At 75.2% G+C, this 18,742-nt stretch carries 11 protein-coding genes; 3 read left to right on the forward strand and 8 right to left on the reverse strand.

What is annotated here, in order from left to right; all coding sequences use genetic code 11:
• Window positions 1–403 precede the first annotated feature (403 nt).
• Together O4U47_RS20645 and O4U47_RS20650 are read right to left on the reverse strand one after the other, a co-directional pair.
• Complete coding sequence (locus O4U47_RS20645) at window positions 404–1,024, reverse strand: histidine phosphatase family protein (protein WP_270679559.1); 621 nt, start codon at window positions 1,022–1,024, stop codon at window positions 404–406.
• On the reverse strand, window positions 1,021–2,499 hold the full coding sequence (locus O4U47_RS20650; protein WP_270679560.1) for an FGGY-family carbohydrate kinase: 1,479 nt from the start codon (window positions 2,497–2,499) through the stop codon (window positions 1,021–1,023). Before O4U47_RS20650 ends, O4U47_RS20645 begins: the two co-directional genes overlap by 4 nt.
• A gap of 165 nt (window positions 2,500–2,664) precedes the next feature.
• Here O4U47_RS20650 and O4U47_RS20655 point away from each other — a divergent pair, with 165 nt between their 5' ends.
• Window positions 2,665–2,919, forward strand: a complete 255-nt coding sequence (locus tag O4U47_RS20655) for a DUF2630 family protein (RefSeq protein WP_270679561.1) — start codon at window positions 2,665–2,667, stop codon at window positions 2,917–2,919.
• A gap of 676 nt (window positions 2,920–3,595) precedes the next feature.
• Window positions 3,596–4,186, forward strand: a complete 591-nt coding sequence (locus O4U47_RS20660; RefSeq protein ID WP_270679562.1) for a DUF4126 domain-containing protein — start codon at window positions 3,596–3,598, stop codon at window positions 4,184–4,186.
• A 114-nt stretch (window positions 4,187–4,300) separates the two neighbouring features.
• Here the strand turns inward: O4U47_RS20660 and O4U47_RS20665 are convergent, their stop codons facing one another.
• Window positions 4,301–6,319 (reverse strand): Xaa-Pro dipeptidyl-peptidase, encoded by a 2,019-nt coding sequence (locus O4U47_RS20665; protein WP_270679563.1) that lies wholly within the window; start codon window positions 6,317–6,319, stop codon window positions 4,301–4,303.
• A gap of 97 nt (window positions 6,320–6,416) precedes the next feature.
• Here O4U47_RS20665 and O4U47_RS20670 point away from each other — a divergent pair, with 97 nt between their 5' ends.
• Complete coding sequence (locus tag O4U47_RS20670; protein WP_270679564.1) at window positions 6,417–7,106, forward strand: HAD family hydrolase; 690 nt, start codon at window positions 6,417–6,419, stop codon at window positions 7,104–7,106.
• Between the two features lie 77 nt (window positions 7,107–7,183).
• Here O4U47_RS20670 and O4U47_RS20675 read toward each other — a convergent pair whose 3' ends face one another.
• From O4U47_RS20675 to O4U47_RS20695, 5 genes are all read right to left on the reverse strand, one after another.
• Window positions 7,184–7,798, reverse strand: a complete 615-nt coding sequence (locus tag O4U47_RS20675) for a superoxide dismutase (protein WP_017627727.1) — start codon at window positions 7,796–7,798, stop codon at window positions 7,184–7,186.
• 326 nt (window positions 7,799–8,124) lie between these two features.
• The gene (locus O4U47_RS20680) at window positions 8,125–12,459 is read right to left on the reverse strand and encodes an SbcC/MukB-like Walker B domain-containing protein (RefSeq protein ID WP_270679565.1); all 4,335 of its coding nucleotides are present in this window, start codon (window positions 12,457–12,459) and stop codon (window positions 8,125–8,127) included.
• Window positions 12,460–12,591: 132 nt separating this feature from the next.
• Window positions 12,592–13,920 (reverse strand): TIGR02678 family protein, encoded by a 1,329-nt coding sequence (locus O4U47_RS20685; protein WP_270679566.1) that lies wholly within the window; start codon window positions 13,918–13,920, stop codon window positions 12,592–12,594.
• Window positions 13,917–15,494 carry a DUF2397 domain-containing protein gene (locus tag O4U47_RS20690; RefSeq protein ID WP_270679567.1) on the reverse strand — a complete coding sequence of 526 codons (1,578 nt, stop codon included), beginning with the start codon at window positions 15,492–15,494 and terminating at the stop codon, window positions 13,917–13,919. Before O4U47_RS20690 ends, O4U47_RS20685 begins: the two co-directional genes overlap by 4 nt.
• A 128-nt stretch (window positions 15,495–15,622) precedes the next feature.
• Window positions 15,623–17,620 (reverse strand): flavin monoamine oxidase family protein, encoded by a 1,998-nt coding sequence (locus O4U47_RS20695; protein WP_270679568.1) that lies wholly within the window; start codon window positions 17,618–17,620, stop codon window positions 15,623–15,625.
• Between the last annotated feature and the right edge of the window lie 1,122 nt (window positions 17,621–18,742).

Below are 18,742 nucleotides of genomic sequence, written 5' to 3' on the forward strand. Positions count from 1 at the left end.
GCGGCCAGGGCCGGGGATCCCCGGCCCTGCCTGCCGGCATGTGGGCCCCTCGCGGTCCGGGCGGCGCGGCAGGGCGGGCGGGGCGCCCGGCCCCGTTCCCCCGTGTCGTCGCCGCCCTTCCCCTGCACCTCGGCAGCCCGTCTCCCGGCCAGGGCCCGGAGCGGGGTACCAGGTCTGCCGCCGCCTGCCTGGAGCGCGAGCGACCCGGCGCCCGGCGAGCGGGGCCGGGGAACCGCCCGGCTCACTCCGTCGCCGCCGAACTCGGCGACCACGCACGCGCCGTGCGGCCGACAGCGCTGCAGGTAGGGCCGCCGCCCTTCGTCGTCGCTGCTGCATTCCCCCTGCATTCCGGCGGCCCGACGGATGGGCGGGGACGTGAGCGGAGTACCGGCCGGGCCGCCGGTCAGGCCTCCAAGGGCTCGTTGAAGCCGAGCAGGCCCGCCTCGTCCTCCAGCGTCCACCGGAGCCTGGCTCCCCGGCAGTTGCCCACCTTCGGGAACGCCCTCCGGTAGCGGCTCGCGTCCATGCCCAGGAGCCGGCACAGCACCAGCCGGATCAGCGTCCCGTGCGCCACCACCAGGACCCTCCCGCCGGGGTGCGCCCGGGCCGCGTCGGCCAGAGCCGCCGCCCCGCGCTCGGCCACCTTCACCGGGTCCTCCGACCCCGGCAGCGGGTTGCGCAGCGGGTCCAGCTCGAACCGCTCGCGCGCCCCGCCCAGGCGTTCGCGCATCTCGCGGGAGGTCAGCCCTTCGCCCTGACCGAAGTCCTGCTCGACCAGGCGGGGGTCGGCCGCCACCGGGAGCCCCGCCGCCTCGCCCGCCGGGGCGGCGGTCCGGGCCGACCGGCTCAGCGTCGAGCTCACCACGCCGCTCAGCCCCGCCGTCGCCGCCCACCGGGCGAGCTCCTCCGCCTGGCGCACGCCCTCCTCGGTCAGCGCCACGTCGCTCGAACCGGCGTACCGGTTCTCCGCGTGCCACACCGTCTCCCCGTGCCGCACCACGACCAGCTCCGTCGCGTCCGTCACCGCCGCCCCCTCTCCGCGGCCCCCTGCGGGGCAGCGCTCCAACCGCGCTCCGCGAGCGCGTCGACCAACCGTGCGTAGGCGCCCTCCAGCCGCTCGCCGACCTCGGGGCGCGGTTCCACTGTGGCGCGGATCCGCACCATCCGCGCCGCGACCCGCTCGGGTGGTGTGTCGCCGCACGCCGCGAGCAGCGCCATGCCGAAAGCCGGGGCCGCGTTCTCCGGCACCTCCAGCGGGCGGCCGAGCACATCCGCCCGGAGCTGCGTCCAGCGCGCGCTGGCGACCGCGCCGCCGGTCACCCGCACCGGACCACCGACCTCGGCCCCCAGGGCGCCCAGCCGCTCGAAGCAGAGCCGCTCCACGAACGCCACGCCCTGCAGGGTCGCGGCGTACCGGTCGGCCTCGTCCTTCGGCTCCCCGAGGGTGAAACCGCGCGCCTGCGGGGCGGCGAACGGGAACCGCTCGCCCTGGCCGACCAGGGGGTAGACCACCGCGGAGGCCGGGTGCTCCAGGTCGGCCGCCGCGTCCATGACGGCCGGGTCGACGCCGGGGAACGCCGAGGCCAGGACCCCCGCACCGGTGCTGGACGCGCCGCCCGGCCACCACCGGCCGTCCGGGGACCGGTGGCTGTACACGCCGCTCGCGCCGTCGGCGATCCGGTGCTCCGACGCCCCCTTGAGGACGAGGGTCGTGCCCAGGACGGAGTTCCAGCGCCCCGGCTCCAGCGCGCCGGACGCGAGCTGGGCGGCGCACCCGTCGGTCATCCCGGCGACGATGGGCGTCCCCTGCGGCAGGCCGGTGTGGGCGGCGGCGCGGGCGCACACCGACCCGATGGGCCGCCCCGGCGCCGTCAGCGCCGGGAGCGCCGCCGGGGGCACCCCCATGGCCTCCACCACCGGGTCCGGCCAGGCCGCGGCCAGCGGGTCGGCGCCCGACTTGAGGGCGTGGCTGGTGTCGGCGGCGGTCGGCGCCCCGTTGAGGCGGCCGGTGAGGAAGTCGGCCTGGTGGAGGAGGAGGTCGCCGCGTCCGGGGCGGAGCGCCCGGCGGCCCAGCAGCGCCAGTCGGGGGAAGGCCCAGGAGGGTTGCGGCCGGGCGCCGACGCGCCGCCAGGCCTCCCCGCCCGCCGCGGCGATGAGCGGCTCCGCTTCGTCGGCGGCGCGCCCGTCGTCGTACATCAGGGCGGGCCCGAGCGGGCGGAGCCCATCGTCGGCGGCGAGCACGGTCCCGGAGGTGGCGCACACCGCCACGCCCCCGACGGGGTGCCCGTGCCCCGCCTGCTCGACGGCGGTGCGGCAGGCCGCCCCGACCGCCTCCCACCAGTGCTCGGGGTCCTGCTCGTGGCGGCCGTCCCGGCGGGTGCCGCGCAGCGGGGCCGCGCCCTGACCCGCCACGGTGCCGTCGCCGTGCGCCGCCACGGCCCGCACGCCCTGGGTCCCCACGTCGATGCCGACCCACAGCGGCGCCGAAGGTTCCGCCACGTCGCCTCCCGGATGTTAAGTGGAATGTTAAGTTCACAAAGTATATGTGAATCCTCTCATGGAGTGTTCCCCTGGAGGCGGGGTGGGCCCGCTTCACTCTGGCGAGCTGCGGAAACGCCGGACGCGAGGCTTGCCGTGCCGGGGGTGTCGTCCGACCATTGGCCCATGAGCGACGAAAAGCGGGCAGAGAAGGACATCCTCTCGCGGATCACCGAGCTGATCGGCGAGGAGAAGGCGCTGCGCGAGCAGAGCGAGCACCGCCTCACGCCCGACGAGCGGTCCCGCATGCGGAGCGTCGCCACCGAGCTGGACCAGTGCTGGGACCTGCTCCGCCAGCGCCGGGCCCAGGGGGAGTACGGCGAGGAGGCCCCCGAGGCGCGCGTCCGCCCGGCTTCGGAGGTCGAGGGCTACTGGCAGTGAGGCCCCGTCCCCGGTCCGCCCGCGTTCGGGGCGGTCCCGCACGGGTCTTCATGGGGGGCGAGGGCGGTCCGGGGCATCCAGCGCGGTGAAATGCCCCTCCCCGGGCCGATCGTGTGGTGGAACCGCCACCCTCGTCGCCCCGAACCGCCTCCAGGGTCCCGAGGAAGTGCCCGGAGGCCGGACATGCCGCGTGTATCAGGCGCGGCGGGGGCGCTCCGGCGCTCTTGCGCGGTGGAATCGTCACCCGACCAGCGCACCCCCTCCAGCGACCGCGCACACGCCCGCCGCTCGACAGTGCTGCCCCAAGGCCGCTGCCGTCTGTCGTCGCTGCCCTCCACCCTGCACACCGCCGACCCGTCGTCCGGCCGGGGCCGTGAGCGGGGGTACCGGCTCGGCCGCTGCCCCCTGACCGCGAGGGGCCCACCGCCTGGCAGGCGCGGCCCGGCAACCGGCACCTCCGAGTGGGTCGATCGCCCCGACCGACCTGCAGCCCGCCCGGCCGCCCCGGCGGCCGGAACCGGTCACCGTCGGACCGCCGCTCCGGGGCGGACGGCCGCCGGGTTCCCGTACGCTCGACAACCGCGCGCCGACGGGTGCGCCCCGTGCCCCGCACACCCCGCGCCCCCGCCGGGTCTGCGAGGCCGGGACCCCACGGGACCTCTCGGAAAGTCTGCGGATGCTCGAACTCCTCACCGGTGCCGGACTGGCCTCCTCCGCCGGGCTCAACGCCTACATCCCCCTCTTGGCGGCCGGGCTGCTCTCCCGCTTCACCCCCCTGTTCGAGCTCGGCCCCTCCTGGGCCTGGCTGGAACACCCCGCGACCCTGGTGATCCTCGGCGTGCTCCTGGCGGTCGAGCTCCTCGCCGACAAGGTCCCCGCGGTCGACAGCGTCAACGACGCCGTGCAGACGCTCATCCGCCCCACCTCCGGCGGCATCACCTTCGGCGCGGGGGCGTCCTCCTTCACCACCGACATGGACACCGGCGACGGCTCCTGGTGGCCCATCGTCGCCGGGGCCGTCATCGCCCTGGTCTTCCACGGCCTCAAGTCGGTGTCCCGGCCCGTCCTCAACACCGCGACCTTCGGTGTCGGCGGCCCGGTCGCCAGCTTCATCGAGGACGGCATCAGCGCGGTGACCTCGTTCCTCGCGATCGTCCTGCCGATCCTCGTGCTGATCGTGGTCCCCGTGACCCTCGCCGCCGGCATCTGGGCCTGGCGCCGCCGACGCCGCAAGAAGCGCGAGCGCGCCGGGGCCGAGGCGGCCTGACCGGGGACGCGGAAGCAGGAAGCGGGAGCGGGAAGCGGGAGCAGAAACAGGAAGCGGAAACACGAACACGAAGGGGGCGGCACCCGGCCGGGCGCCGCCCCCTCCTGCGGTCCGCTAGTCCAGACCGCCCCTGCCGTCCGACACCGGAAGCGTGATGGACGTCCGCTTCGTGTCCACCTCCACCTCCGTCCCCGCCGGGTACCGCAGCGTGTAGTCGTGGTCGGTCGACACCAGGACCACGCCGATCCGGTGCCCCTTCTTGAACACGTAGTCCTGCGCCTGCATCGGCCACGAGTACCGGTACGGCTTGTCCTCGAACACCGGCCACTGCTTCTCGTCCGACCACCGGTTGCGGGCGTCGATCCACCCCCGGGTGACGATCTTGAAGTCCGACTCCTCGGTGACGTTGTAGCTCGGGTACGTGCAGCCGGGGTCCTCCGGCACGCCCTCCCCATAGCAGATCCGGTCGTCGGTGTCGTAGCGCACGTCCGCGGTCGGCCGGGTGTCGGTGCCGTAGTCCACCAGCAGCGCCGTCAGGTACGGCGACGAGCCGTCCATGGCCGCGCGCACCGCCACCTCCGGCACGCCGCTCATCCGCACGTCCTCGGTCAGCTCACCGGTGCGGTACACCAGCGCCCCGTCCTTGCCCGTGCCCGGCTCGGCCACCAGATCCTCGGCCGGGGTATCGCGCCCCTCGTCGGTGAACTCCTCCCACTTCGGCTTGCCCCGGTGCCTGCCGGGCTCCAGGCCGCCGTCGCCGTCCTCACCGCCGGGCCGCAGTCCGAGCCGCACCGGCGCCGTTCCCTCGCCCGGCCAGTCGGCCTGCGCCGCCCATTCGGTGTCGGACCCCTGCACGTCCACCCGGGGCTCGTCCATGATCCCGTTGTCGATGCCGTACAGCTCGTGGTCGAACCATCGGTGCAGCTGGTCCAGCCACTCGTCCATGCGCAGGTTGAACGGGTTGATGTGGCCCGCCTGGTACAGCCACATCTTGCGCTCGACGCCCTGGTCCTCCAGGGCCTCCCACAGCAGCATCGCCTGGTCGGTCTTGACGTTCCAGTCGTTGAGCCCGTGCGCCAGGAACACGCTGGCCCGGAACTCCCCGCCCTCGGCGTCGTTCCGGTAGTTCCGCTCGTCCCACCAGTCGTTGTAGTCGCCGCTGTCGCGGTCCTGCCCCTCGGTCACCCCGTCGATGACCGGGTCGCACACGTCGGCGTCGGCGCGGGTGTACACCAGCTTCGCCAGCACGTCGGCGTCCTCGCCCTGGTAGCCGCCGGGCGCGACGACGCCCCCGTTGTCGCGGTAGTAGTCGTACCAGGAGGAGATGGCGCCCTGGGGCACGATGGTGCGCAGCCCCTCCACTCCGGTGCTCGCGGCCGCCACCGGCAGCGTGCCGTTGTAGGAGATGCCGGTCATCGCCACGTTCCCGGTGGACCAGTCCTCGGCCGACACCTCCTCGCCGGTGTCGGCGTCGAAGCCCGTGGTGCGGCCGTTGAGCCAGTCCACGGCGGCGGTGACGCCCTGCGTCTCGTTCTCCCCGCCGCTGGTGGGGCAGCCGGTCGACCCGCCGGTGCCCAGGCTGTCGAGCTGGGCCACCGCGTAGCCGCGCGGCAGGAAGTAGTTGTCGTAGTAGTTCGGCATGGTCGCCGAGCCGTCGCCGGTCGGCCCCGCCTGGGCGGAGGCGCCGCGTGGGCCCTCGGCCGAGGCCCGGGCCATCTCCTCGGCCGACCCGGCCCGGGGCCTGCCGCGCGGCACCGTGCCCGCGCTGTCGTCGTCGAGGTCCACGTCGTACATCTGCGCGTCGTGCGTGCCCGCCCAGTAGGGGCTCGGCTCCAGGATGGTGGGCACCTGGAGCCCGTCCTCGGTCTCCTGGGGCCGCATGATGCGCATCCGGACGGTGTCCGGCTCGCCGTCGCCGTCGCTGTCCGCGCCGGTGACGATGTCGACCTCCTGGTAGACCGCGTCGGCGTAGTCGTACACGGGCTGGGTGCGCCCGTCCTCGACCACCGGCCCGGGGGCGTCGGCGGAGGCGGGGGCGGCCAGTCCGGCCGCCCCCATCAGCGCCGCCGCGGCGAGCGCTCCGGTCCGGAGCGCCGTGCGGGCGGGTCCGCTATGGGGTTCTCGCTTGTGCACAGGGTTCCTCGTGGGGGATCGGGGGATAGGGTCCCCGCCATCCCACCGGAAGGCGGCCGCGGCGTCCAGAGTCTCTCCCGGCGTTTAGAGTGCGGGAGTGGCTGAGAACAGATTCGACCATCTCTCAGGAGTCCGGCACATCGTCTGGGACTGGAACGGCACGCTCCTCGACGACAACCACGCCAACCTGACCGCCCTGAACCGGGTGTGCGAGCCCTTCGGCCGTGCCCCGGTCGACCTGGACTACTGGAGGACGGTGTTCCGCCGCCCCCTCCTGGAGTGCTACCAGGACCACCTGGGGCGCCCGCTCGCGAAGGAGGAGTGGGAGCACCTCAACACCGAGTACGACCGGCAGTACCGCTCGCTGTTGCCCGGCTGCGGGCTGGCCGACGGTGTGCCCGGGGTGCTCTCCGGCTGGACGACGGCCGGGGGCAGCCAGTCGCTGCTGTCGATGGCCTCCCACCGCCATGTCACCGGGCTGGTGGCCGACTTCGGCCTCGAACCGCACTTCACCCGCGTCGACGGGCGCAAGTACGATGCCGTCGACGACTCCAAGGCCGAGCACCTGGTCCACCACCTGGCCGAGCAGGGCATCGACCCCTCCACGGTGGTGCTGGTCGGCGACATCGACGACGACGCCCGCGCCGCGCGGGAGGTCGGCGCGCACACGCTCCTGGTGGCCAGCGGGATGATGAGCCGCGAGCGGCTGGAGGCCACGGGCGGCCCGGTCGTCGGCTCCCCGGTCGAGGCGGTCGCGGCCCTGACCGAGGTGCGCAGCCCCGCCTGAGGGATCCTCCCGGGCATGCGCGAGGGGCGGGGCCGTCGACGGCCCCGCCCCTCGCGTACCCGCGTTCCGCCGGTGTGCTAGCCCAGCACGACCTTGCGGGCGTCCTCGAAGCGGCGCTGCACGTCCGCCCAGTTGACGACGTTCCAGAACGCCTTGACGTAGTCCGCCTTGACGTTCTTGTACTGCAGGTAGAAGGCGTGCTCCCACATGTCCAGCAGCAGGATCGGGTAGGAGCCGGCCGCCAGGTTGCCCTGGTGGTCGTAGAGCTGCTCGATGATGAGCTTCTGCCCCAGGATGTCCCAGGCCAGGATGGCCCAGCCGGAGCCCTGGATGCCGGTGGCCACGGCACCGAAGTGGGCACGGAAGGCGTCGAAGGAGCCGAACTGGTCGTCGATGGCGGCACCCAGCTCGCCCTCGGGCTTGTCGCCGCCGTCCGGCGACAGGTTCGGCCAGAAGACGGTGTGGTTCACGTGGCCGGCGAGGTTGAACGCGAGGTTCTTCTCCAGCATGTTGACCGTGCCGAAGTCGTTCTTCTCGCGCGCCTCGGACAGCTTCTCCAGCGCCGTGTTGGCACCGGCGACGTAGGCCGCGTGGTGCTTGTCGTGGTGGAGCTCCATGATCTGACCGGAGATCCACGGCTCCAGCGCCGCGTAGTCGTAGGGCAGCTCAGGAAGCGAATATGGCGCGGACATGTGCGCACCTTTCCTCTGACACGTCTATTTTCTTAAGGCTCGGTTGCGGTTCCCGTCGCGATCGCCGTCGCGATCCTGCGACCCTCGAACCGCCGATCAAGTTGCGATCCTCGATCCGCCGACCATGAACCTATCAGCCGGGCCTGTACGGGGCCCCTGTAGCCCTTGCTACAAGGGGCCTCGGGAATAATCCCGGACCTGCGCGGGTTCGACGGCGTCCGGCGTGCTCGGAGCCGCTTTCCGGGCGTGATCGCCAAGGCGGCACCGACCCGTGCCGGGCCCGGGGCCGCCCCCGGTCCCCGCGTCGGGCGCGGCCCGGCCCTCCTCTACCCCGCCGGAGCCGCCTCGAACCCGCTGCCGTTCCACGTCGTGCGCGCGCACGCCACACCCCAAGCGCCCTTGCGCTTGAGGATGTCGTAGATGTGCATCCGGTCGATCCTGGGCGACACCCCGTACCCGGACGGCCACGTGATCGCCCAGTCCATGTCCAGGTCCACCAGCAGCTCCAGCAGCCGCGCGATGGTCGGGTCGTCCAGCCGCTCGAAGGCCTCGTCCAGCAGCACCAGCCGCAGCGGCCCGTCCAGCTCGCTGCGGAGCGCGTCGTAGAACGCGGCGCTGGCCGCGAACAGCGTCACGTACGACACCAGACGCGTCTCCCCGGACGACAGCTGGCGCACCCGCCGGTCGCGCGGGTTGCCGTCGGGCCCGGTGTCGTGGATGCGCACCCGGTAGGCGAACCACTCCCGGTAGTCCAGGGCCGCGCCCAGCACCTCGGCGTACCCGCTGCTGCGCCCCTCGGCGCGGGTGGCGCGGATGCGGTCCATCAGCGCGCGCCGCAGCCGGTCGTTCTCCTCCTCGGAGCGCTCCGCGACCGACTTCTTGGCGAGCGCGAACGCCGACCGCTCGGCCGGGTCCAGGTGCGGCGCGGGCTCCCAGGCCAGCTCCACCCGCACCCCCTGGCTGGAGTGCGCCCCCTCCAGCACGGTGTTCATCCGCCGGGTCAGCGACTCGGCGGCGCGGATCTGCCGGTGCAGCTCCTCGGCCACGTCCCCCAGCAGGAACTCCTCGAAGACGCGCTCCTCCCCGCCGGTCAGGTCGGCCTCGGCCTCGGCCAGGCGCGCGGCGGTGAGCCGGGCGGTGGAGGCGGCCGGGGCGGTGCCCGCCTCGTCGCTGACGGCCACCGTCAGCACCCCGCGGTCGCGGTCGGCCTGCACGTCGTGGGTGCCCGCCAGCGCGGTCTGCAGCGCCTGCACCCGGGAGATCAGGTCCCTCTCCAGCGTTCCCGGGTCGCCGGGCCTGCCCTCGGGCTCCAGCGCCTCGCGCAGGCCCGTGCGCAGGTCGGCCCGCTCGAAGGGCACCTCCACGAGGCCGGTGGCCGCCTCCCACACGCCCGGAACGTCGGCGGTGTCGGTGAGCGCGTCCTCGGCGTCGGCGAGCACTCCCTGCGCCTCCTCCAGGGCCGCCTCGGCCTGCTCGGTGCGGCCCTCGGCCTGGGTGAGCGCCTGCAGCCGGGACTCCACCTCCGACTGGGCCTTGGGCGCCTCGTCGCGCAGCCGCGCCCGCTCCTCGGTGAGCGCCCGCACCTGGGCGCTGACCTCCTCGGCGTCCTGCCCGAGCGACGAGCGCAGGGTCTCCAGCACCCCGTGCGCCTCGGCGAAGGCCCGGTGGGTGCGCGCCGCCTCCTCCTCGGCCTGGGCGCGTGAGGCGGCGGTGCGGGCGTGGTCCTCCAGGGACGCGGCGACCGCGCGCAGCGCCTCGGTGTAATCGCCGCGCAGCCGCCCGGCCGCGCGCTCCAGCAGCGACGCCGTGGCGCGGGCCCGGTCGGCGAGCTCGCGCAGGGCCTCGGCACCGTCCGGCAGCCCGGCGTCGCCGCAGGAGCGGCGGTGCTCGCCGCGTTCGGCCTCCAGGCGGGCGCGGGCGCGGGCGTGCTCGGCCTCGGCGGTCTCGGCGTCGGAGGCGGCGCGGGCCGCGGCCGACCGGCGCTGGCGGGTCTCGGCCAGGTCGGCCAGCACCGGGGAGATGTCGGGGAAGGCGTCCAGGCAGGCGTTCCACTCCTGCTCCAGGCGCTGGGCGCTCTCCAGGGACGAGCGCAGCCCCTCCTCCCGCTCGGCGAGGGCGGACAGGGCGGCTTCGGCCTCCTCGGTGCGGCGCCGCCGCGCGGCCTCGCGCGCCCCCGCGCCGATGTGCTCGGCCCGCTCCTTGCCGTGCCGCCCGACCAGCGCGCCCGCCCGCCAGGAGCCGTCGGCCCCGACCGCGAGACCGGGGGAGGGGGCGCCTGCGGCGTGCGCGCCATCGGCCGCGCCGTCGCCGCGAGTGGCGGCTGAACGGGCGGCGTCGTCATCGTCCACGCCCACGCCGCCCACGCCATCAAGGCCGGAAGCACCGTCCTGCAGCAGCGGCACCGAGCGCAGCAGGGCGCGGACGGTGTCCTCGGGCACCGGCGGGGCGCCCTCGCCCTCCCCGCCGGCGTCCTCCGCGCCGCCGTCCGTGCTCGGGACCAGCACGTCGGCCAGGGTCGGCCCGTCGACGGGACCCGCGGGCACGGCCCAGGTCTCATCCCCGTCCGTGCCGCCTGCACCTGCCGCACCGTCCGAGCCGTCCGCCCCGATCCCGCCGTCGGCGCGCACCCACGCCCCCAGCAGACCGGACGCGCGCAGCGCCGCCTCCAGTCCGGCGCGCTCCTCCGGCCCCAGGCCGGGGGCGAAGTCCACCAGCCGCGCGAACGGCGCGCCCTGGGCCGGGTCGCGCTCGGCGGTGGTGTGCTCGGGCACCGGCGGGCCGACCTCGGCGGCCTCGCGCAGGTGCGCAAGCTCGGCCTCCAGGCGGGTCCGCTCGGCCCCGGCCTCGGAGAGCCGCTGCTCGTCGGCGAGGACCGCCCGCTGCACCGCCCGCACCCGCGGCTGCAGGGCCGCCCGCACCTCCCGGTGCGCGTCCCGGAAGGCGGCCGGGTCCAGCAGCACCTCCCCGCCGCCGGGGACCGGGGGCAGCTCCCCGGCGCCGGGCCGGTCGCCCGCGGGCAGGGCCCGGTCGTTCCACTCGCGCACCGCCGCGCTCCACCGTTCGGCCGCGTCGGCCAGGCGCTCCTCGCCCTCGCGGGCCCGGCGGTCGGCCGCCGCCGACTCCTCGGCGGCCGCCTCGGCGCGCTCACCCAGGCGCTCCAGCCCGGTCTCGGCCTCGGCCAGCCGCTCGGCCTCGGCGCGCAGCCCGGACAGCAGGCGGCCCCGGTCGGCGGCGGCCGCGGCGGCCCCGTCGAGCGCCTCCGCCGCCGTACCGGCCGCCTCGGCCAGCGCCTCGGTGCCCACGGCGGGGGCGGTGGGGCGCACCGTGTCCTCGGGGCGGGCCGCGGGGTCGGCCGAACGCAGCACCCGCGCGGTCTCCTCGCCCCGCCGCACGTCGGGCTCCAGCTCCGGCAGCGTACCGAGCGCCTGGCCCAGCCCCAGCTCGCGCAGGGCGCCGCGGGCCTCGGCGGCGGCAGCGGACGCCTCACGGCCCACCCGGGCGGGCAGCGCGGCCGCGCGCTCCACCGCCTCAAGGGAGTGCTCCTCGGCGGCGCGCAGGTCCTCGGCGGTGCGCAGGGCGGCCTCGGTGTGCCGGCGCTGCGAGGCCACCGTGGCCTCCTTGTCCTCCAGATCGCCCAGGGCGCCGTAGGCGGCCGACGACTTCAGCGCCTCCAGGTCGGTCTGCACCGTGTCCAGGCGGGCGGTGAGGGCGTCGCGCTCGTCGGAGGCGCCGCGGTGCCCCGCCTCGGCCGTGTCGCGCTCCTTGCGGCGCTTGTCCAGGGCCGAGCGCGCGCGGTCGGCGGCCTTCTCCGCCTTGGCCAGGCGGGCCTCCCGGTCGGCCAGCACGCCGCGCGCATAGCCCCGGTAGCCCTCCAGGAACTCCTGCAGGGCCGAGTCGGCGCGGCGCAGCCGCGCCACGTTGCGGCGCACGCCCTCCAGGTTGTCCAGTCCGGCGGCGGTGCGGGCGATCACGTCCGGGTCGACCGGCGGCAGCGCGTCGGAGAGGAGCTGCTCCAGCTGCCCCTGGAGCACCTTGAGGCCGATGTCGGGATTGCGCAGCGTGCGCTGCAGGTGCAGCAGGTCGGTGTAGCGGCCGCCGCCGCTGATGCCGTAGACGGTCTCGGCGACCCGCTGCTGGAACGCCTCCTGGGAGGGGACCACCGCGTCCTCGCCGATGTGCTCGCGCAGCCGCGAAGCGGTGATCGGGCGGTCCTGCTCCAGCAGCGCGAAGTCCTTGTTGACCCGAAGCGGGGTGAGGAACCGGTAGGAGTCGGTGATCTGCCTGCTGGAGGCGCTCGCCTTGACGCCGATCCCGGCGGTGCAGAAGTCCTCGGTGCCGTCGTCCAGCACCCGGCGCAGCTCCACCCAGGCGTAGCCGAGCCGCACGGTGCCCTCGGAGTAGTCGTCGAGCATGAGGCGGCTCATGCTGACCGTGTCGAACCCCTTGCAGCCCATGTTGCGCAGGTCGCCGTCGAGGCACAGCGGCAGCAGCAGCTCCAGGGTGCGCGACTTGCCCGAGCCGTTGGTCCCCTTGAAGATGACCCGGCCGCCGGACAGGTCGAACTCCTCGTCCCGGTACTGCCAGATGTTGACGACGCCGCCGCGGTGCAGGCGCCAGCGGCTGCGGGGGTCGGAGGTGCTCTCCACGGTGTCGGTCCTCACGTCGGTGTCGCTTCCGGGCGCGTGCGCCCGGATGTCTTCGATGGGCCGGTGCTCTCGTCGATCTCGGGGAGAACGCCTCTCAAACCGCGCGTGTCGCGTCGGTTCTCCCGAGATCAACGGCGTCCTGGGGCCTCACGGCAGGTCGTCCCCTACGGCGAACAGGGACTCCTGGCCCTCGCCGGGGCCCACCGGGGCGGGGCGTGCGCCGTCGGCCTGCGCCTCGTCCTCGTCGCCGTCGCCCTCGGGGCCGTCCGGGCGGGGGCGGTACCGCGCCGCCGCCGGGCTCAGCTCGACCCGCTCGCTCCCGTCGGGGGCCGTGCCCGCCCGCGCCAGCCCGGCCTGGACGAGGGTGTGGGCCACCGACCGGGCCAGGCGCGCGGTGTCGCGCACGGCCTCCTTCGACCACGCCTTGGGGTAGCGGGCCACGATGTCGGCGGCCGCCTCCTCCAGGCGCGCGTAGGAGACGGGGACCCGGCCGTCGTCGGGGGTTTCGGAGGGGGCGTCGTGGGCGCCGGCGTCCCCGCCGCCCCCTCCGTCCCGCAGGACGGCGTCGGCGGTCAACAGCGCGATGCGCGACAGCGTCCCGTGCCCCGGGTACAGCAGGTCGCTCAGGTAGCCCTCCGGGTCGACCGCCAGGACGCCCTCGGCCCGCACCTCCAGGTGCAGCCCCAGCAGCTCCTCCAGCAGCTCCGACTCCTGGCGCAGCCGGGTGCGCAGCCAGTCCCGCTGGTCGGCGGTCAGGTCCCCGTTGAGCACCACCGGGTCCTCGACCAGGCGGCGCCGGACCGCGTACCGCACGTCGTCGCCCGGCCCCGGGGCGCCCCCGGCGGCGAGCTGCGCCGGGCCTTCGAGACGGCCCAGCGGGGCCGCCACCAGGTGCCCCAGCAGCTCCACGTCCACCGTCAGCAGCGCCTCGCGCCCGGCGTCCTCGGCCCAGGGCCCGACGCTGCCGTCGGTCTCGGACAGCACCCCCAGGTCGATCAGGTGGCGCAGCGCCGCCACCAGCGCCCTGCGGTCCACGATGCCGCAGCCCAGGTCCAGCCCGGCCTCGGCGCCGGCCGCGCGCACCTGGTCCACCAGCCCGGACAGCAGCACCTGGCCGCTGGTGCCGGTCAGCTCGGCCAGCACCAGGCACAGGTAGGCGTAGGCGCGCGGGGTGAACGCCGCACCGTTGGCCTTGTGGGCGCCGCGCACCCCGTCGGGGGTGCGGCCGGACTTGTACAGCCGCGCGAACGTCGGCTCCACCGCCAGCCGGTACCCCAGGTAGTGGGCGAACAGCGCCTGCAGCCGGTCGCTGTAGCGGCGCACCGCCGGGAGCGCGTCGCCCTCGGGTCCGTCGGCGCGCAGCAGCGGGCGGCGGAGCAGGGTGCGGGCGCACCGGCGCACCTGGGCCGCCTCGATCGAGTCCAGGCCCTCCAGCGCCGAGCGCTCGGCCCGCGCGGTGCGTGCGGCGCGGCTCACCGGCCCACCCCGCTTCCGGCGCCGCCCTCGGCCACGTCCAGCTCCACACGGGTGCCGTGCAGCTCCAGGGTGCCGAAGACCGACCCGATCCGGGCCGCCCCGCCGTCCGGGTGCAGCACCAGGGTCAGCCCCGACACCGGGTCGGCGGCGGTGCCCTGCTCGGCGGGGGCGTCCCGCCCGGCCCCGGCCAGGGTGAGCAGCTCGCAGAAGAGCTCCAGGGCGTCGGCCGACAGCTGGGCCCCGGCCAGGTCGTCCGCGGACGCGGCCAGCTCGCCCACCGCGGCCGACCTGCGCTCCTTGCGGCGCGCCTCCTCCTCCAGCAGGGCCGCCCGGCCCAGCGGGTCGTCGCCCAGGCGGGGGATCTGCCCGCCGGGGGCGCGCTCGCCGCGGCTGCGCACGTTCACCTCGACCGGGACGCCCTCGCCGCCGGACCAGGGCAGGCCGGGCGAGGGGGCGTCCTCCTCGGGGGCCAGCGCCAGGTGGCGGGCGGAGGACAGGCCGAAGGCGGCGGCGTACATGTCGTGGGCGTCGGCGGGGGCGGCCCCGTCGAACCAGGCGGCCAGGCGCAGCAGGTCCCGGCGGCGGCCCGGGTCCACGCCGCCCGCGCCGGTGGCGCGCTTGACGTTGCCCAGCAGGGCGCTGATCGCCCTGCTGGTGGCCTCGCGCAGCTCGTCGGCCTCCGAGGGGCGCCCCGGGCGGCCCACGAACCAGCCCGCCAGCCCGTCCCAGTCGGCGGCGGTGCGGCCGGGCGCGCGCTCCATCAGCTCGGTCTGGCCCACCACGCTGGTGTTGGGCACCAGGTCGGCGCCGCCCCCGAGCACCCGCAGCAGCGCCTCGCGCCGCCTGTCGAGCGCGGCCAGCCGGTCGGCGACCGGTTCGGCGTGCCGCAGCACGTCCCGCGCGATGAGGTCGACGTACTCCAGCAGCATGTGCTTGAACCCGGCCATCTCCTCGGGGGAGAGGTCGTAGCGGGCGATGACCGAGCCGAGGTAGGCGTAGAAGTCGCGCACGGCGGCGGCGAACTCGCCGTGCTGCAGGAACAGCGTGGTCACCTGCTGGGAGAGGCGCTCGCGCAGGGCGCGCGGGACCGCGCGGCCGTCGGGGGCGGCCTCCAGCGCCTCGTCCAGCAGGCGGGAGGTCTCGGCCAGGCCGCGCTCGATGGCCGGGAGCAGCTCGCGGGAGACCTCGCGGGCCCCCTCGGCGACGCTGAGCAGGTCGTCCACGTCGCGCTGCACCCGCATGGCGAGTTTGGCGACCTGGTAGCGCACCCGGCTGCGGGTGAACTCGGCGATGGTGGCGGCGGGCTCGCGGCGGCCCGGGACCAGGTTGCCCCAGCGGGCGAGCTGCTCCAGCCGGTCGACCACGGTGTCCAGGCGCGACTCGCCCTCGTCGACCTCGCCGCGCCGCTCGGCGGCGGCGAGCGCGGCGCCCACGTCCCCGGCGCCCAGGTCGGCCAGCAGGGTGCCGGTGAACAGGCGCATGATCGCCAGGTAGGTGCGGCGCTCGGGGGCCGACAGGTAGGCGTACAGGCGGAGCCGGTCCAGGTCGGCGGGTTCGGGAGGCGAGTAAGGCATGACCCGCACCAACTTAGCGCCTTGCGGCGGCGCGGCCGACCGGATCGCGGTGGGCTTTGGCGCACACGCCGCCCGGCGGGGAGGCGGGGCCCCGGGGACAGTGCCGCCGCCCCCGGGACCCCCGTGCGTCAGGCCTCGCCGAGCTCTTCCACGGCCCGGTGCGCCTCGTCGATGGCGATGTCGGTGTAGGCGTTGGGGGCGGCGTCGGAGTTGGCGATCACGATCCGGCCCAGCCGCTTGCGCGCGCGCTCGGCGGGGGTCGGGCCGTCCGGCCAGAAGGAGTCCCACAGGCTGGTGTACTCGCGGGCGTAGCCGTGGCCCCACCGGTTGACGGTGATGGCCTCGATGTCGCGCTTGGCGTCGAACCCGCCGTCGCCCAGCGTCCGGTTGAGGGTGTGGCGGATGCTCCGCTCGAAGCTGGCGAAGTCGCGCTTGAGGGTGCGGTGGCGGCCGGTGATGGCGCCCTGCTTGAGGGACTGCACGCCCGCGCTCGGTGCGCCGATCATCTGGATGACGATCGGCTCGTCGGGGTTCTGCGGGTGCTCGTAGCCGCCCATGGAGACCGGGTAGTCGAGCTGGGCCACCGCCCAGTCGCCGCCGGTGAGGCGGATGTGCCGCATGCCCAGCTCCACCCATGGCCGCCAATTGCGCACCACCACGTTGGCGTAGAGCAGCGGCTGCTTGGAGGCGTCCTGCATGGCGTTGCGCTGGGAGCTGGGCAGCTCCTTCATCAGGTACTTGCCCATCACGTGCCAGGCGGCCATGACGACGTGGTCGGCGGTGACCCGGTGGAGCCCGCCGTCGCGGTGGTAGGTGGCGAAGACGCGCTCCGCCGAGGACGGGGAACCGTCGTGGCGCAGGTCGGTGCAGGGGGCCTGCAGGCGCAGCCGGACGTCGCTGTCGTCCGTGTCGAGCTTGGAGTAGTCGAACTCGGCGAGCACGACGCTCTCCATGTCGAGTTTCTCCTCGCCCGGGACGCTGCCCGGGATGAGGGCGTGCACCAGCAGGCGGGCGATGCTGGCGTTGCCGTCGGGGAAGTGGTGGATGTAGGGGTCCTCGAAGTCCCAGAAGCGCCGCATGGAGAAGGAGTTGAGCGGCGAGGCCCGGGAGTCGTCGAGGCCCAGGCCGTCGAAGCCCGGGTAGCCCTCGCCCCAGGCGTCCAGGGCGCCCCAGGTGGAGGCGGGCACCGCCCACTCGTCGCTGGTGAGGGTCTCCACGTAGGCGAGCACCTCGTCGCCGACGCCGACGACGTCGCGCAGGTACCCGGCGTAGGTCAGCCGGGCGAGGCGCTCCTTCTTCTCCCCGTCCGACAGGCCGGGCAGCCAGTCCTGCGGCTCGTCGTAGAGCATGACGATCTCGTCCAGCGCCTCGGGGCTGACCGGGGCGTCCTTCAGCCACTCGCGCACGGACGCGCCCTCGGCGCGCACGGCCAGGTGGTCGCGGCCGAACTCCTCGGCGCGGAAGAAGACGGTGTCGCCCTCGTCGGCCAGGTCCCACCGGTTGTAGAACTCCTGGTCGAAGAACTCCTCGAACTTGTCGACCTCGATGCCCAGCTCCTTGAGGAGCCCCATGGCGGTGTCGCTGTAGATCGAGGGGGTGTCGATGGCCTGGGTGCCGCCGTAGCCGATGAGCACCTGGTCGCGGCCCTCGGCGTGGAACTCGTTGCGGCGGGCGTGGCCGCCGAACTCGTCGTGGTTGTCCAGGATGAGGACCTTGGCCCCGGGGTTCTTCTTGCGGTAGAAGTACGCGGCCGCCAGGCCGCTGATGCCCGCGCCGACCACGACCAGGTCGTAGTGCTCGCCGGTGTCGGAGACCGCGGAGGTGTTCACGACGCTGCCCAGGCGCCCGTCGCGGATGGTGTGCGGGATGCTGAGCGCCTGCTGGGTGTTGCCGCGCAGCCCCTCCATGCCGGGCGGGTAGTCGGTGCCGGGCTCGGCGGGGACGGGCGTGCGGGGGCTGGCCGACCACGTGCGCTCACCGGGGGCGCCGCATCCCGAGAGCGCCACGGCGGCGATGCCGGCCGCGGCCGCCGCGCTGGCGCCGTCGAAGAAGTCGCGGCGGCTGATCTTCCGGTCCATCCCCAGCTCCTCGTCGCTGGGGCCGTTGCGTCGTGGCTGGTCGGACATCGGACTCCTTCTCCTGGCCGCCCTGGAAGGCCCCAGCCCACCACGTCGCCCCGCGGACGGCGGGGCGACGTCCCGTGGTGGACCGGGTCTTTGCCGACTGAGCTCCAGGGCTTGAACATGCGCGGAACTGCGCCAGCCTACGCCTGCTATGAGATGAAAAGTCCGATTTTTGCCTTTTCTATCCGGTCACATGGTGATGGGATGTCTCACGGCGGGGTCGGCTGGTTCCCCGCTGATGGGCCCTGCCCGTCTATCCGGCCACCAGAGCGTGGGGGCGGGCGGCGACGACGAAGGTGGGCGGGCCTGCCTGTTGTTCTGTCGGGTGCCGGGTGTGTGCGTGGTCGGGGTGGTGGGCGGCGACGGCGTGAGCGGGGCGGTTCCCCGGGCCTGCCTGCCGGGTGGCGGGCTCCTCGCGGTCCGGGTGGGCGGGGGCTCGGCTGGTGCCCCGCTGACGGGCCCCGGCCGGGCGCCGGGCTGCCGGGGCGCGAGGAAGGGGCGGCGACGACGAAGGTGGGCGGGCCTGCCTGTTGTTCTGTCGGGTGCCGGGTGTGTGCGTGGTCACCGTGTTTGGCGGCGACGGCAGAAGCGGGGCAGTTCCCTGGGCTTGCTTGCCGGGCGGCGGGCTCCTCGCGGTCCGGGTGGGCGGCGGCTCGGCCGGTACCCCGCTGACGGGCCCGGGCCGGGTGGCGGGATTCCAGGGTGCGGGGTTGAAAGCGGCGACGACGCAGGTCGGAGACCCAAGCGGTAACGCTGTCGGCCGCCGGGTGTGTGCGTGGTCGCCGTGGTGGGCGGCGACGGCGTGAGCGGGGCGGTTCCCCGGGCTTGCCTGCCGGGTGGCGGGCTGCTCGCGGTGCGGGGGGCGGGTTGGCCGGTGCCCCGCTGACGGGCCCCGGCCGGGCGGCGGGTGGTCGGGGCGCGAGGGAGATGGCGGCGACGAGGGAGGTCGGCTGCTCTACCTGGTGCGTTGTCGGCCGCCGGGTGGGTGCGTGGTCACCGTGTTTGGCAGCGACGGCCAGAGCGGGGTGGTTCCCTGGTCCTGCTTGCCGTCCGGCGGGCTGCTCGCGGTGCGGGTGGGCGGCGGCTCGGCCGGTACCCCGCTGACGGGCCCCGGCCGTCCGCCGG

The sequence above is a fragment of the Nocardiopsis suaedae genome (assembly GCF_027706745.1).
In the GTDB taxonomy this organism is placed as follows: domain Bacteria; phylum Actinomycetota; class Actinomycetes; order Streptosporangiales; family Streptosporangiaceae; genus Nocardiopsis_A; species Nocardiopsis_A suaedae.

Bases quoted from the DNA above. Each gene is read 5' to 3' on its own strand.
- O4U47_RS20675 (WP_017627727.1), bottom strand. From the start codon at position 7,798: ATGTCCGCGCCATATTCGCTTCCTGAGCTGCCCTACGACTACGCGGCG.
- O4U47_RS20695 (WP_270679568.1), bottom strand. From the start codon at position 17,620: ATGTCCGACCAGCCACGACGCAACGGCCCCAGCGACGAGGAGCTGGGG.
- O4U47_RS20655 (WP_270679561.1), top strand. From the start codon at position 2,665: ATGAGCGACGAAAAGCGGGCAGAGAAGGACATCCTCTCGCGGATCACC.
- O4U47_RS20690 (WP_270679567.1), bottom strand. From the start codon at position 15,494: ATGCCTTACTCGCCTCCCGAACCCGCCGACCTGGACCGGCTCCGCCTG.
- O4U47_RS20660 (WP_270679562.1), top strand. From the start codon at position 3,596: ATGCTCGAACTCCTCACCGGTGCCGGACTGGCCTCCTCCGCCGGGCTC.